The following is a 12764-nucleotide window of genomic DNA, read 5'->3' on the forward strand; positions in this document are numbered from 1 at the left end:
CCTTCGGTCGCAGGCCGCAGCGGGGTAAACGGATGTTCTACCAGCTCTATGAAATGAACCACGCCGCCCTGCAGCCGGCCCGTCTCTATGCCGATGCGGTGCGGCTGTTCTATTCCAACCCGCTCAATCCGTTCTCGCACACGTCCTGGGGCCGCTCGATCGCGGCGGGCGCCGAGTTGTTCGAGCGCACCACGCGCCGCTACGGCAAGCCGCAATTCGGCCTCGACAAGACGGTGGTCGACTGGAAGAGCGTGGCAGTGACCGAGAAGGTCGTCTGGTCACGACCGTTCTGCAACCTGGTGCGTTTCGAGCGCGCCGTGCCCGCCGGGCGGCGGCGCGATCCGAAGCTTCTGATCGTGGCGCCGATGTCGGGCCACTATGCGACGCTGCTGCGCGGCACGGTCGAAGCCATGCTGCCCCATGCCGACGTGCACATCACCGACTGGATCGACGCCCGCATGGTGCCGACGGCCGACGGCCAATTCGATCTCGACGACTATATCGACTATGTCGTCGACATGCTGCATGTGCTGGGCCCCGACACGCATGTGATGGCTGTTTGCCAGCCTTCCGTGCCGGTGCTGGCGGCCGTGGCGCTGATGGAAACGCGCGGCGACCCCTTCGTTCCTGCGACGATGACCCTGATGGGCGGGCCGATCGACACGCGCCGCAACCCGACCGCGGTCAACCTTCTGGCCGAGGAGAAGGGCATAGACTGGTTCCGCGACAATGTCGTGATGCGCGCGCCCTGGCCGGTGCCGGGCTTCGGCCGCGAGGTCTATCCAGGCTTCCTGCAGCTTTCGGGCTTCATGAGCATGAACCTCGACCGCCACATCATCGCCCACAAGGACTTCTTCATGCACCTTGTGAAGCATGACGGCGACAGCGCCGAGAAGCACCGCGACTTCTACGACGAATATCTGGCGGTGATGGACCTGACGGCTGAGTTCTACCTGCAGACGGTCGACACGGTGTTTGTCCGGCATGCCTTGCCCAAGGGCGAGATGACGCATCGCGGCACGCCCATCGATCCCTCGGCCATCCGCAATGTCGCGCTGTTCACGGTGGAGGGCGAGAACGACGACATTTCCGGCCTTGGCCAGACGCGGGCGGCGCACGATCTGTGCGTCAACATTCCCGCCGACAGGAAGGCGCATTACATGCAGTCCGCGGTCGGGCACTACGGCGTCTTCAACGGGTCGCGCTTCCGCGCCGAGATCGTGCCGCGCATCGTCGACTTCATCACCAGCTATGGCCGCCAGAACCGGGTCGCCGTGAAACCGAAGCTGGTCCGCACCGCCAAAAGATAGGCAGCCTGCATTGCCGGCCCGATAGCGCCGGACAGGCCGGGCAGGCCTGTCGCACGGGTGCCGCTGCCATGCGTCTCGCGGGTAACCATGTCGCAAATCACCCAATCGTGGTAATTGACACGGACTGTAGATCGCCCTTAACCTTTCATTAATAACAAGGGCGAGCGGGGACAATGAATTCCTCACCAATGGCGCGAGCGCTTCGTGCGTGCGCAGTAGCCGGACTGGCGACAATGATGGGAGGCTGGGTGGCACCGGCCCTGGCGGCCGGAGCGATGACGACCGGCGGCGTCGCGTCGCAACCGATCGGCCATTATGATTTCTGCAGGCTCAATGCCCGCGAATGCGCAATCCGTCCCGGCAATCTGGCGCCGGCCGCGATGACGGACAGGTTGTGGCGCAAGCTGGCCAAGGTCACCGCCAGGGTGAATGCCGCCGTCAAGCCGATGAGCGACATGGACATCTATGGCAAGGACGAGGTCTGGGCCTATCCCGCCAAGGGCGTCGGCGACTGCGAGGACTATGTGCTGGAAAAGCGGCGCCTGCTGTCCCGGATGGGCATATCGCTTGCCGATCTTCTCATCACCGTGGTGCGCAAACCCGACGGCGAAGGGCACTCGGTGCTGACGGTGCGCACCGACAGGGGCGACTATGTGCTCGACAATCTGACCGACAAGGTCAAGGCCTGGGACGACACCGGCTACCATTTCCTCAAGCGCCAGGCGATCGACAACACCGGCCGCTGGGTCTCGATCCGTGGCGGCCAGCAGGTGCTGGTCGGGTCCGTGGAGTAGGGACTGCGGCGGGCGGCGCGCCCAACCGCCGGATGTCGGCCCCGCCCCTCATTGCCCTGCCGGGCATTTCTCCCCGTATAGTGACGGGAGAAAGACGCTGTCATCGACGATTTCCCCAATTGCCGACGTCGCAAGAAATACGCCAAGGGCGCGGCTGTCTCCCTTCTCCCCGTCCTATACGGGGAGAAGGTGCCGGCAGGCGGATGAGGGGCGGCGCCGACGTTGCAGTCACGCGCCTCGCGCACTCCCCAAAAAAATTCCCACACCCTCCATGAACCATTTCGGCCCGGCCGGCGACACACAGCCGTGAACCGAAACCAACCATGGAGACTTCAAATGACTGCTTTCCTGCGTAACACCCTTCTCGCCGCCGTCGCGGTGTCGGGCATGGCCGGATCCGCTCTGGCCGATCAGACCATTCGAAGCTGCGCCAACACCAATCTCAACGACCTGTGGAGCGGCCGCTGTTGCGGCGCCGCCGGCGCATCGGACTGCCTTGGCGGCGGCAATGGTGGCCGCGGCCATGGTGATCACGGCCGCGGTGGCAATGGCGGCAGCACGGCCGGCAAGAACTGATCTCATCACGGCGGCCCGCCGGCTGCTGCTGGCGGGCCGCCGTTTCGCGATCGGGAGCTCAGCCGCCGCGAGAGCCGGGCAAACCCGGCCTACCGCCGTCGCCCCAGCGCCGCTCGGATAGAGAAGGTTATGCCGCGCAGTTCCTCCTCGTCGAGCTTTTCGATGTTCTCGGCCAGGAGGTTGGCAAGCTCGGTCGCGGCCGGGCTCAGGCCCGACGTGTCGAGCCTGACGCGCGGATGCGAGCCTTCGGCCAGTCGCGCCAGTTCCTCCGCGTCGTCCCAGATGATGTTGAAATAGCCGATGATCTTCTGGATCAGCGTCCAGGTCGGCGCGCCGCGCCTTCCATGCTCGAGCGCCGACAGATAGGCGGCGCTGACGCCGATGGCGGCGGCCATGTCCTTCTGGGTGACGCCGCGCTCGGCCCTCAGCGCCCGCAGCCTCTCGCCGAACGGGGTCACGACCCCATCCTCACGACCGGACCCGCCGCAGCCTGACATAGAGCGCGCCCGAGCCGCCGTGGTTGCGCGCGGCGTGGTCGTGACTGGAGACCAGCGGCCGGAACGCCGGCGTCGACAGCCAGGCCGGCACCGCGCGGCGCAGCACGCCGTCGCCGCCCGACGAAGAGCCCTTGCCGGTGATGACCAGGACATAGCGGATGCCGCCGGCATGCGCGCGGTGCAGGAAGGAGAACAGCAGCGAATAGGCTTCGTCCTGCGTCATGCCGTGCAGGTCGACCCGGCCTTCGATGGGCAGCCGGCCTTTCGACAATTTGTCCAGCGTCGGCTCGTCGAGTGCATGGGAGACATGCTGGGCCTTCGGCTTAGGCGCGCCGGCCGGACCGGCAACGGGCCGGGCTTGTTGCGTCGGCGCCGGCTTCGCCTCGATGCCGAAATCCGGGACAGGCACGGCGGCCTTGCCCTTCAGCGGCTTGGCCGTGCGCGCCACCAAGTTCCACAGCACCCGGTCGTCCTCGCTCAACCTGTCGCTGCGGCGGGTCATGGCTTCGAACCCGAGACGAGCGGGCGCGGCACCAGCGCGTAGAAATCGGCCGGATTGCGCACCACGCCGGCGATCTCGCCGGCGGCGTCGCCCGAGCCGGCGAAGAGATCTCCACGCGCCGGCCCGGTGATGGCGGAGCCCGTGTCTTGCGCGATCATCAGGCACCGGAACGGTTTTGCCTCGAAAGCCGTCAGCGATGGCGCGTCGATGTAGAAGGGCGTGCCGAATGTGTGCAGCAGCCGGTCGACGGCGATCGAGCGACCCGGCGTCAACGGCACCTTGGCGGCGGCGATCGGCCCGAGCGTTGCGTCCTCGACCGCGGCCTCGCGGAAGAAGATATAGGAACGGTTCCGCCACAGGATCTCGTCGACGCGGCCGGGATGCGCCCTGAACCAGGCGCGGATCGACTGCATCGTCACGTTTTCCAGCGGGATCTCGCCGAGCTCGCTCAACACCTTGCCGGGTCCGGTGAAGCGCTGGCCGGACTTGGCCGCATAGGTGACGCGGCACAGCCTGCCGTCGGTCATGAGAAGCCGCGCCGCGCCCTGCACATGGATGAAGAATGCATCGACCCTGTCGGCCAGCCAGGCGATCTCCAGTCCCTTGCCGGCGAGCGCGCCGCGCTCGATCGCGCCACGGTCGAAATATTCGGCCGGCCCGTCCGGCGTCCGGCGCGCGAAAGCGAGATAGGGGTCCATTCCGTCGGGCCGGTTGGCGTCGTCGATGTCGACGAGATCGGCGGGACGCGACAGCAGCGGCACGGCAAAACGCTCCGTGCGCACCGGCGAGGCCTCGACCTCCGGTTCGTAGAAGCCGGTGACGAGGCCGGCGCCGGTCTCTGGACGCACCAGCATGGGGACGAAATGACGCTCGAAGAAGGCGCGGGCCTCCGACCGGCTGGCAGGAGGGGCCGCGCGCGCCTCGGCATAGGCACCGGCAAAGGCGTCGAAATCGACGCCGAGCGCGCCGCTGCGATAGGGCTTGGCCAGGACATGGAAGGCAGAGCGGCGAAAGGCCTCGAAGGCCGCCAGATGGTCGTCGTCATCCCAGCCGGGCAGAGCGCCGAAGGATCTTTCGCTGAATGCCTGATGGAAGGACACGACAGGCCCGCCGCGGTCAGGGATTCAATCTTCTTCTTCGGTGGCGACGAGCTTCCAGTTCGGGTCGCGCGAGCGCGTGTCGCGGGCGAAGGTCCAGACGTCCTTGACCTCGGCGACGGTTTCGGGGTCGCCGTCGATGACCGCACCGGCCTTGTCGCGCGTCGCCGAAATCAGCTCGCTGATGATGCGCAGCGTGACATGCGCCTCGCCGCCCTTCATCTCGGCCGAGACGATGTCGGCCTTGTCGATGCCGACGAAGGAAGACTGGATCTTTTCCGACCGCGCCTCGCGCTCGCCGATCGCGGCGACGAAACCGTCATAGACATCGCGCGACAGAAGGTTCTTCAGCGTTTTGCGATCGCCGTCGGCATAGGCCATGACGATCATCTCGTAAGCCATCTTGGCGCCGTCGACGAAACCCTTCGGGTCGAAGGACGGATCGTTGTCCTTGATCGTGCGCAGGCCCTTGTTGAGGTCGGTGCCGGGCTTGGCAAAGGCGTCGATGGCCGCATAGACCTCGCCGGCCGGCTCGCCGGGCTGGCGCTTGCGCGGCAGCGACACGACATTCTCGGATTTCTGCGCATCCTTGTCGCCGGTGCGGGCGGCGGTATAGGGATCGAAAGGCGGCCGTTCGCTGCCGGTACGACGGCCCAGCACATTGCGCAGCTGGAAAAAGATCACAACTGCCGCAATCAGAAAGAAAATCGTGCCGAAGTCGAAGAAACCCATATCTTCCGCCAATCAATCCTGCCCTCGGCCGGACCGCCCGGCCAACAGGGCAGCGGTCGCATAGCGTTCAACATGCAAACCATATAGAACGCAAGGCGCAATCATTCAAATCAAAGGCAGCCATACCTATCTAACAGCCTCGGCGCCAGCGGCCGGCGGCCGCTGGCGGGCAAAACAGACCAACGCCAGAACGATCGGAAGGATCGGCAAGACTTGCGCATTTCGTTATTTCCCGTTTTTCTTCTGGCGCTTCCGCTGCTGGAGATCGCCGGCTTCGTCATAGTCGGGCGCCAGATCGGCGCGCTGGCGACGGTCGGCCTGGTGCTCGCCTCGAGCATCGCCGGGGCGCTGCTGCTCAGGCATCAGGGTTTTGGCGTCATGAGCCGCATCAGCACCGAGATGGGCGCCGGCCGCGATCCGAGCCGCCAGCTCGCGCACGGCGCCATGATCGTGCTCGCCGCGATCCTGCTGATCATCCCGGGCTTCATATCGGACATTTTCGGCATTCTCCTGTTCCTGCCGCCGGTGCGCGATCTTGCCTGGCGCAGGCTCAAGGGCCGCATCGTGGTGGCGACGAATTTCTCGGCCGGCGGCTTCCGCGGCCGGCCGCGCGACAGGGTCATCGACCTCGACGACGGCGATTATTCGCGCGAAGACGATTTCAAGCGCGGGCCGGACCACAATTCGCCCTGGCGCCGCCTGAAGGACGATTGAGGCTATTGATGTTCAGGTGATGCCGGCCTGACCTGAATCTCGACACAGTCTGGATCCCCTCCGGTCGCAAGGCGGCAAACCTTGTCTTGTCATGCCGGCCATGGTAGCGAACGCCCGATTTCAATTCGGTCAGCAATGCTGCCCAGGCAAAAGGACACAAGGCTCATGGCCAGCAAAGATGACGCGCCGGTCGGCGCCAACGGAAACGGCAATACGGCGCAGCCCTCGCTCAACGTCCTTGCCCAGTATGTGAAGGACCTTTCCTTCGAAAGTCCCGGCGCGCCGAACTCGCTGCGCGGCCGCGACAAGGCGCCCGGCATCGCCATCAACGTCAACGTCAACGCCAATCCGCTCTCCGACAAGCAATTCGACGTCAACCTGACGCTGAACGCCAAGGCCTCCTTCGACCAGGAAGTGCTGTTCAACGTCGAGCTGGTCTATGGCGGCGTTTTCGCCATCAGTGGCTTCCCGCAGGAACACATGCTGCCGATCCTGTTCATCGAATGCCCGCGGCTGCTGTTCCCGTTCGCCCGGCAGATCATCGCCGAGGCAACGCGCAATGGCGGCTTCCCGCCGCTGATGCTCGACCCGATCGATTTCGCGCAGATGTTCCAGCAGAAGCTGGCCGAGGACCAGGCGGCGTCGAAGGTCCAGGTGAGCTGATTCCGGCTCGTACGGATATTGCAGAAAGACCCGGCCTCGCGCCGGGTTTTTCGTTTTCGAGGCTGGTGCGGCCGGTTTGGCCGCAGAGCCCCCGACCTCGTCATCCTAGGGTCTCCGCGACGTCGCTTCGCTCCTGCTCCGCCGTACGATGACGAAGGCGAGGAGAACGACGCGTCCTAGGCGCCCATCACCTTCAGCCAAAGCGCCTTCTCGCCAAGCGTGGCGACCATGCCGGCATGCGCAGCGCGCTCGGCTTCGCTCAGCCGCGGGGGCAGGGCGATCGGCCGTGCGCCGACCGAGATATCGATGTCTGCCACTTCGCCCGCGCCGTTCATCTGCACTGAAACGGTGTCCAGGATCAGAGCCGTCTGCTTGCCGCCGATCAGCTCGATATAGACTTCGGCCAACAGCTCCGAATCCAGCAAGGCGCCGTGCTTGGTGCGCCGCGCATTGTCGATGCCGTAGCGCCGGCAGAGCGCGTCGAGCGAATTGGGACCCATCGGATGCCTGCGCCGCGCCAGCGCCAGCGTGTCGACGACGCGTCCGATGTCGACGGCCGGATGGCCGAGCCGGCCGAACTCGACATTGAGGAAGCCGATGTCGAAGGTGGCGTTGTGGGCGACCAGCTTGGCGCCGTCGGTGAAGGCGATCCACTCCTCGACGATCTCGGCAAAGGACGGCTTGCCTTGCAGGTCCGCCATGCTGATGCCGTGCACGGCCTGCGCCTCGGCATGGATCGAGCGGCCCTGCGGGTTGATGTAGTGGTGGAAGGTCTTGCCGGTTGGAAAGCGGTTGACCAGCTCGACGCCGCCAAGCTCGATGATGCGGTCGTCGCGCATGTCGAGGCCGGTGGTTTCCGTATCGAAAATGATCTCACGCATCGAATCAGTCGCTCCTGGCAAGCAGAATCGTGAGAGCGGAACAAAATGGCAATGGGCAATGGCTTTTTTCCTTCTCCCCCTGTGGGAGAAGGAAAAGAGGCAGCGATCTAACCTCTCAAATCCGCGATGATAGCTTTGACCTCAGCCCGCGCGGCATCCAGGCCCGGGCTGGTGTCGATGACGAAGTCGGCCTGGCGGCGCTTTTGCGCATCCGGCACCTGGCTGGCGAGGATGGAGGCGAGTTTCTCTTCGCTCATGCCGGGCCGCGCCAGCACGCGCTGGCGCTGGACTTCGGCCGGCGCGGTGACGACGACGACCTTGTCGACGCGGTCGCGGCCGCCGGTCTCGAACAGGAGCGGAATGTCGAGAACGGCAAGCGGCTCGCCGGCGGCGCGGTTGCGCGCCAGGAACGCGTCGGCGTCGGCGCGCACCAGCGGATGGATGATCGCTTCCAGCCTTTTCAGCGCGGCCGCATCGCCAAGCACCCGAGCGCCGAGCTTTGCCCGGTCGACGCCTCCGGCGCCGGTGGTTCCTGGAAACGCGGCCTCGACCAGGGGGGCTGCCTTGCCGGCATAGAGGCGATGCACCGTCTCGTCGGAATCGTGGACCGGGATGCCGGCCTCGGCAAACATTTTCGCGGTGGTCGACTTGCCCATGCCGATCGAACCGGTGAGGCCGAGCACGATCATGGTTTTGGCGCCAGATCGGCTTCGACGAGCGCGCGCAATTCGGGTGTGACCTGGGGCCGCACGCCGAACCAGCGCTCGAAACCCGGCACCGCCTGGTTGAGCAGCATGCCGAGGCCGTCCACCGTCTTCAGCTTGCGCGCGCTTGCCGCCGCAAGCAGCGGCGTCTCGAGCGGCACATAGACGATATCGGTGACGATCGCGTGGTCCGGCAAAAGGGCCGGGTCGGCGGCCAGACCCTCATTGCCTTGCATCCCAAGCGCCGTGGTGTTGATGAGCAGGCCGGCATCGGCAAGCAGTTCACCGGTCGCCGCCACGCCATGCGCGGAGACACCGGCGCCGAACCGGTCGCGCAATTCCACCGCCCGGGCAAGCGTGCGGTTGACGATGCGGATATCGCTCACGTCGCGTTGCTTCAGCGCGTGAATGACGGCGCGCGAGGCCCCGCCGGCGCCGAGCACCACCGCCGGGCCATTGATTGCCCAACCCGGCGCATGATCGTCGAGATTGGCGGCGAAGCCATGGCTGTCGGTGTTGCCGCCCCACAATTGGCCGCCCTCCAGCCACAGCGTGTTGACGGCACCGATCTGCTGGGCTGCCTCATCACGGCGCTCGATCAGGGCGAACGCCGCCTCCTTGTGCGGGATGGTGACGTTGCCGCCGAGATAGCCGTTCGCTTGCAATGTGCTCAGGAATTCGGCGAAATCCTGCGGCGCGACATCGATCGCCTGGTAGCTGCCGTCGATGCCGTATCTGGCCAGCCAGTGGCCGTGGATCTTCGGCGAGCGCGAATGCTTGATCGGGTGACCGGTGACGAAGGCCTTTTTGGTCGCCTCAGCCATCGATCGCTCCCAGCGTGCGCAGTTCGGCCAGCAGCGGCAGCAGCGGCAGGCCGACAATGGTGAAGTGGTCGCCCTCGATCTTCTCGAAGAGCTGGATGCCTTCGCCTTCGACCTGGTAGGCGCCGACGCTCGACAGCGCCCTTGAGCCGACGCGCGCCAGGTGGCGGCCGATGAAGGCCGGATCGAGCTTGCGCATGGTGAGGCTGGCGATGCCGACATGGCGCCACAGCACCTCGCCGTCGCGGACCAGGACCGCGGCGCTGTTGAGCTGATGGGTCCTTCCCGACAGCGCCAGCAGATGGCGGCGCGCCCCTTCCATGTCGGCCGGCTTGTGGAACACCTCGTCGCCGAGCGACAGCGTCTGGTCGCAGCCGAGCACCAACGCGCCGGGCCTGCGCTCGCTTACTTCGGTGGCCTTGGCTTCGGCCAGCACCAGCGCGACATCCTCGGGCGAGGCGCCGCTGCCTTGCAGGGGCGCCTCGAGCGCGCGCTCGTCGACATCAGGCGCAACCGCCTCGACGTCGATGCCGGCACCGAGGAGCATCGTCTTGCGGAACGGACTGCCGGAGGCGAGGATGATTTTTTCGGTCATGCTGGTTCACCCAGGATTGGCGTTCCGTCGCGCACCCCTCACTTCTCTCATCTGCACCTACCGCGTCTTCCCCCGCAGGGCAACGATTGCCGCCGCCGTCTCCTCGATCGAGCGGCGGCTGACGTCGATCATCGGCCAGCCATGGCGGGTACAGATCTGGCGGGCATAGGCGAGCTCCTCATTGATGGCGGCGCGGTCGACATAGTCGCCTGGCACATAGGCGCTGCTGTTGCCAAGGATGCGGTTCTGGCGGACATGCGAGATGCGTTCGGCGGTGGCGACAAGGCCGACGATCAGCGGCGTCCTGGCGTTGACCAGGCTTTCGGGCACCGGCACGCCGAGCACGATCGGAATGTTGGCGGTCTTGATGCCCCTGTTGGCGAGATAGATGCTGGTCGGCGTCTTGGACGTGCGCGAAATGCCGACCAGCACGATGTCGGCATCGTCCATATTGGCCGGCAACTGGCCGTCATCATGTTCCATGGTGAAGTTGAGTGCGTCGATGCGGCGGAAATATTCGGCATCGAGGACGTGCTGGGCGCCGACGCGGCGGCCGGCCGGCGTGCCCAGATAGGACTGGAAGACGGTGAGCACCGGCTCCAGCACGGAGACGCAGGGCAGGCCCATGGCGGCGCAACGCTCGTCGATGCCGCGCGCCAGCTTCTGGTCGACGACGGTATAGAGGATGATGCCCGGCTCCTCCTCGATGTCCTCGAACACTTTGGCCACCTGTTTTTCGGTTCGGATGAGCGGGTAGATGTGCTCGATGGCGCGCGCATCCTTGTATTGCGCCGAAGCCGCACGGCCGGCCGCGAGCAGCGTTTCGCCGGTGGCGTCGGAGATCAGGTGCAGGTGGAAGAAGCTCTGGGGTTTGTTCACAGGGTTTTACCTAGGGCTGTGGGCGGATGTGGATAAAGCAGGGTTCGGAAAACCCGCCGGCCGGAGCGACTGTATCAGATGCCGGTTTGTCCACAATTCGATGCGCTGTAGGCTTCGTCGGGCGGCTGGGGACAAGTCCGTGGACGAAGATTTCTGCCTTTTGTCCGTCCACAGGACGTACCTGCAGGATCGCTGCTCTAGCGTGTTGAGTCCAATGGAAGATTCCGGCTCGTCCCCAGAACCATGCAAGGGTCGACTGGAAATGCGCGACAATATGCTTGCTGGTGTTTTGACGGCCAAAGCGGGACAGGTGACAACCACCACAACCAACAGACTCTTAGAATCAGAAGATTCTTTAAAATAAGATATTTGATTATAGGGAAGCCGGGAGAGGCGAGCGCTCTATGCCTGCAAGACGGATCATGCTGGACGTGCTGAAGGGTGAGACGGTGTTTCCGCCGCCGCTCTGGATGATGCGCCAGGCCGGGCGCTATCTACCGGAATACCGCGAGACGCGCCGACGCGCAGGTTCATTCCTCGACCTCTGCTATGATCCCGACCTTGCCTTCGAGGTGACCATGCAGCCGATCGAGCGCTTCGGCTTCGACGCCTCGATCCTGTTCTCCGACATCCTTGTCGTTCCGCATGCGCTTGGCCGCGACGTACGCTTCGAAGAGGGGCGAGGGCCGCTGCTGACGCCGATCACGGCGGCTGAAATCGCGGCCCTGGACAGCACGGTGTTTCACGTGAATCTCGAACCGGTCTACGAGACGGTTCGCCGGTTGCGGGCGAAACTGCCCGATGAAACCACCCTGATCGGCTTCTGCGGCGCGCCGTGGACGGTGGCGACCTACATGATCGCCGGGCACGGCACGCCGGACCAGGCGCCGGCGCGGCTGTTCGCCTATCGGGAGCCGGCGGCGTTTCGTCGGCTGCTCAAGGTGCTGACCGATCATTCGGCCGCCTATCTCATCAGGCAGATCGAGGCCGGCGCCGATGTGGTGCAGATATTCGATTCCTGGTCCGGCGTGCTCGACGATGCTTGTTTCGAGCTGTTCTGCGTCGAGCCGGTGGCCGAGATCGTGAGGCAGGTTCGAGCGGTCCATCCCGATGTGCCGATCATCGGTTTTCCCAAGGGCGCCGGCGCGCGCTACCGGAGCTATCGCGAGAAGACCGGCGTCACGGGGCTGGGGATCGACTGGACGGTGCCGCTGGAGACAGCGAAGGCGTTGCAGCGGGAAGGGGCCGTCCAGGGCAATCTCGATCCGCTGCGGCTGGTCGCCGGCGGCAAGGTGCTGGCCGACGGCGTCAGCGCGATCCTGGAGAGCCTGGGAAGCGGACCGTTGATCTTCAATCTTGGCCACGGCATTACCCCGGAAACGCCGATTGCGCATGTCGAGGCCATGGTGAAACTGGTGAGGAGCGCGACACGCTGATGGCCGGGATGAGCAACACCAACAGCACGGGCCAGGCGATGATGCGCATGGTGATCGGCATCGCGGCCCTGGTCGTGCTCACCGCGCTGCTGTTTCTGGCGGCCCCAGACGGCTTCTATCTCTGGGCCAAGGCGATCCACGTTCTTGCCGTCATCTCGTGGATGGCGGGCATGCTCTATCTGCCGCGGCTGCTGGTCTATCACGCCGATGCCGAGAAGGGTTCGGTGCAGTCGGAGACTTTCAAGGTGATGGAGCGCCGGCTGCTGCGCGGCATCATCAACCCGGCGATGATCGTCACCTGGGTGTTCGGCCTATGGCTGGCCTGGAAAGGTTTCGGTTTCCAGGGCGGCTGGCTGCACGGCAAGATCGCGCTGGTGCTGGTTCTGTCGGGCATCCACGGCTATCTGGCCGGCGCTGTGCGAAAATTCGCTGAGGATCGTAACGAAAAACCCGCGAGGCACTGGCGGATCGTCAACGAGGTCCCCACATTGCTGATGATCGCTATCGTGATCCTGGTCGTCGTCAAGCCGTTCTGAACCTTCGGATCTCTCTCACGACCTGCT

The 12764-nt window shown here is 65.1% G+C and carries 16 protein-coding genes; 7 read left to right on the forward strand and 9 right to left on the reverse strand.

What is annotated here, in order from left to right; genetic code table 11:
- Positions 1 to 32: 32 nt before the first annotated feature.
- The 3 genes from FJ973_RS02105 (at position 33) to FJ973_RS02120 (ending at position 2680) form a co-directional block, all read left to right on the forward strand.
- Complete coding sequence (locus FJ973_RS02105) at positions 33 to 1310, forward strand: polyhydroxyalkanoate depolymerase (protein ID WP_140554729.1); 1278 nt, start codon at positions 33 to 35, stop codon at positions 1308 to 1310.
- A 173-nt stretch (positions 1311 to 1483) separates the two neighbouring features.
- Entirely contained in the window at positions 1484 to 2104 is a 621-nt protein-coding gene (locus FJ973_RS02110) for a transglutaminase-like cysteine peptidase (protein WP_140491861.1), read from the forward strand.
- Between the two features lie 336 nt (positions 2105 to 2440).
- Positions 2441 to 2680 carry a hypothetical protein gene (locus FJ973_RS02120; protein WP_140491863.1) on the forward strand — a complete coding sequence of 80 codons (240 nt, stop codon included), beginning with the start codon at positions 2441 to 2443 and terminating at the stop codon, positions 2678 to 2680.
- Between the two features lie 89 nt (positions 2681 to 2769).
- On the opposite strand, the gene FJ973_RS02125 is transcribed toward FJ973_RS02120, so the two are convergent.
- The 4 genes from FJ973_RS02125 to FJ973_RS02140 are packed head-to-tail and all read right to left on the reverse strand — an operon-like array spanning position 2770 to position 5508.
- The gene (locus FJ973_RS02125; protein WP_140491865.1) at positions 2770 to 3138 is read right to left on the reverse strand and encodes a helix-turn-helix transcriptional regulator; all 369 of its coding nucleotides are present in this window, start codon (positions 3136 to 3138) and stop codon (positions 2770 to 2772) included.
- Positions 3139 to 3148: 10 nt separating this feature from the next.
- Positions 3149 to 3679 (reverse strand): Smr/MutS family protein, encoded by a 531-nt coding sequence (locus tag FJ973_RS02130; protein WP_140491867.1) that lies wholly within the window; start codon positions 3677 to 3679, stop codon positions 3149 to 3151.
- The gene (locus FJ973_RS02135; protein ID WP_140554730.1) at positions 3676 to 4779 is read right to left on the reverse strand and encodes a murein transglycosylase A; all 1104 of its coding nucleotides are present in this window, start codon (positions 4777 to 4779) and stop codon (positions 3676 to 3678) included. Before FJ973_RS02135 ends, FJ973_RS02130 begins: the two co-directional genes overlap by 4 nt.
- Before the next feature lie 24 nt (positions 4780 to 4803).
- Positions 4804 to 5508 carry a Tim44/TimA family putative adaptor protein gene (locus FJ973_RS02140; RefSeq protein WP_140514105.1) on the reverse strand — a complete coding sequence of 235 codons (705 nt, stop codon included), beginning with the start codon at positions 5506 to 5508 and terminating at the stop codon, positions 4804 to 4806.
- A 213-nt stretch (positions 5509 to 5721) separates the two neighbouring features.
- On the opposite strand from FJ973_RS02140, the gene FJ973_RS02145 reads away from it, so the two are divergent.
- Entirely contained in the window at positions 5722 to 6222 is a 501-nt protein-coding gene (locus FJ973_RS02145) for an FxsA family protein (protein WP_140491873.1), read from the forward strand.
- A 165-nt stretch (positions 6223 to 6387) separates the two neighbouring features.
- Complete coding sequence (secB, locus tag FJ973_RS02150; RefSeq protein ID WP_140491875.1) at positions 6388 to 6885, forward strand: protein-export chaperone SecB; 498 nt, start codon at positions 6388 to 6390, stop codon at positions 6883 to 6885.
- Between the two features lie 176 nt (positions 6886 to 7061).
- On the opposite strand, the gene dnaQ is transcribed toward secB, so the two are convergent.
- The 5 genes from dnaQ to FJ973_RS02175 form a co-directional block, all read right to left on the reverse strand.
- On the reverse strand, positions 7062 to 7766 hold the full coding sequence (gene dnaQ, locus FJ973_RS02155) for a DNA polymerase III subunit epsilon (RefSeq protein ID WP_140514104.1): 705 nt from the start codon (positions 7764 to 7766) through the stop codon (positions 7062 to 7064).
- Between the two features lie 107 nt (positions 7767 to 7873).
- The gene (gene coaE / locus FJ973_RS02160) at positions 7874 to 8455 is read right to left on the reverse strand and encodes a dephospho-CoA kinase (RefSeq protein WP_140554731.1); all 582 of its coding nucleotides are present in this window, start codon (positions 8453 to 8455) and stop codon (positions 7874 to 7876) included.
- Positions 8452 to 9294: a shikimate dehydrogenase gene (locus FJ973_RS02165; RefSeq protein ID WP_140554732.1), complete on the reverse strand. Its 843-nt coding sequence runs from the start codon at positions 9292 to 9294 to the stop codon at positions 8452 to 8454. The genes coaE and FJ973_RS02165 overlap by 4 nt, the downstream gene beginning before the upstream one ends.
- Positions 9287 to 9886 (reverse strand): Maf-like protein, encoded by a 600-nt coding sequence (locus FJ973_RS02170; RefSeq protein WP_140491900.1) that lies wholly within the window; start codon positions 9884 to 9886, stop codon positions 9287 to 9289. Before FJ973_RS02170 ends, FJ973_RS02165 begins: the two co-directional genes overlap by 8 nt.
- Positions 9887 to 9943: 57 nt before the next feature.
- The gene (locus tag FJ973_RS02175; RefSeq protein WP_140491905.1) at positions 9944 to 10765 is read right to left on the reverse strand and encodes a pyruvate, water dikinase regulatory protein; all 822 of its coding nucleotides are present in this window, start codon (positions 10763 to 10765) and stop codon (positions 9944 to 9946) included.
- Between the two features lie 404 nt (positions 10766 to 11169).
- Here FJ973_RS02175 and hemE point away from each other — a divergent pair, with 404 nt between their 5' ends.
- Together hemE and hemJ are read left to right on the forward strand one after the other, a co-directional pair.
- Entirely contained in the window at positions 11170 to 12201 is a 1032-nt protein-coding gene (gene hemE, locus FJ973_RS02180; RefSeq protein WP_140554733.1) for a uroporphyrinogen decarboxylase, read from the forward strand.
- A complete protein-coding gene (hemJ, locus tag FJ973_RS02185; protein ID WP_140554734.1) occupies positions 12201 to 12737 on the forward strand; it encodes a protoporphyrinogen oxidase HemJ in 537 nt (178 codons plus the stop codon). Before hemE ends, hemJ begins: the two co-directional genes overlap by 1 nt.
- Positions 12738 to 12764 lie beyond the last annotated feature (27 nt).

This window comes from Mesorhizobium sp. B2-1-3, assembly GCF_006442495.1.
Classification (GTDB): Bacteria; Pseudomonadota; Alphaproteobacteria; order Rhizobiales; family Rhizobiaceae; genus Mesorhizobium.

What these genes read in the sequence shown, in the direction of transcription:
- FJ973_RS02120 (WP_140491863.1), top strand. Translation starts at nt 2,441, where the DNA reads ATGACTGCTTTCCTGCGTAACACCCTTCTCGCCGCCGTCGCGGTGTCG.
- FJ973_RS02140 (WP_140514105.1), bottom strand. Translation starts at nt 5,508, where the DNA reads ATGGGTTTCTTCGACTTCGGCACGATTTTCTTTCTGATTGCGGCAGTT.
- dnaQ (WP_140514104.1), bottom strand. Translation starts at nt 7,766, where the DNA reads ATGCGTGAGATCATTTTCGATACGGAAACCACCGGCCTCGACATGCGC.
- hemE (WP_140554733.1), top strand. Translation starts at nt 11,170, where the DNA reads ATGCCTGCAAGACGGATCATGCTGGACGTGCTGAAGGGTGAGACGGTG.
- FJ973_RS02105 (WP_140554729.1), top strand. Translation starts at nt 33, where the DNA reads ATGTTCTACCAGCTCTATGAAATGAACCACGCCGCCCTGCAGCCGGCC.
- FJ973_RS02165 (WP_140554732.1), bottom strand. Translation starts at nt 9,294, where the DNA reads ATGGCTGAGGCGACCAAAAAGGCCTTCGTCACCGGTCACCCGATCAAG.
- FJ973_RS02110 (WP_140491861.1), top strand. Translation starts at nt 1,484, where the DNA reads ATGAATTCCTCACCAATGGCGCGAGCGCTTCGTGCGTGCGCAGTAGCC.
- secB (WP_140491875.1), top strand. Translation starts at nt 6,388, where the DNA reads ATGGCCAGCAAAGATGACGCGCCGGTCGGCGCCAACGGAAACGGCAAT.
- hemJ (WP_140554734.1), top strand. Translation starts at nt 12,201, where the DNA reads ATGGCCGGGATGAGCAACACCAACAGCACGGGCCAGGCGATGATGCGC.
- coaE (WP_140554731.1), bottom strand. Translation starts at nt 8,455, where the DNA reads ATGATCGTGCTCGGCCTCACCGGTTCGATCGGCATGGGCAAGTCGACC.
- FJ973_RS02170 (WP_140491900.1), bottom strand. Translation starts at nt 9,886, where the DNA reads ATGACCGAAAAAATCATCCTCGCCTCCGGCAGTCCGTTCCGCAAGACG.
- FJ973_RS02130 (WP_140491867.1), bottom strand. Translation starts at nt 3,679, where the DNA reads ATGACCCGCCGCAGCGACAGGTTGAGCGAGGACGACCGGGTGCTGTGG.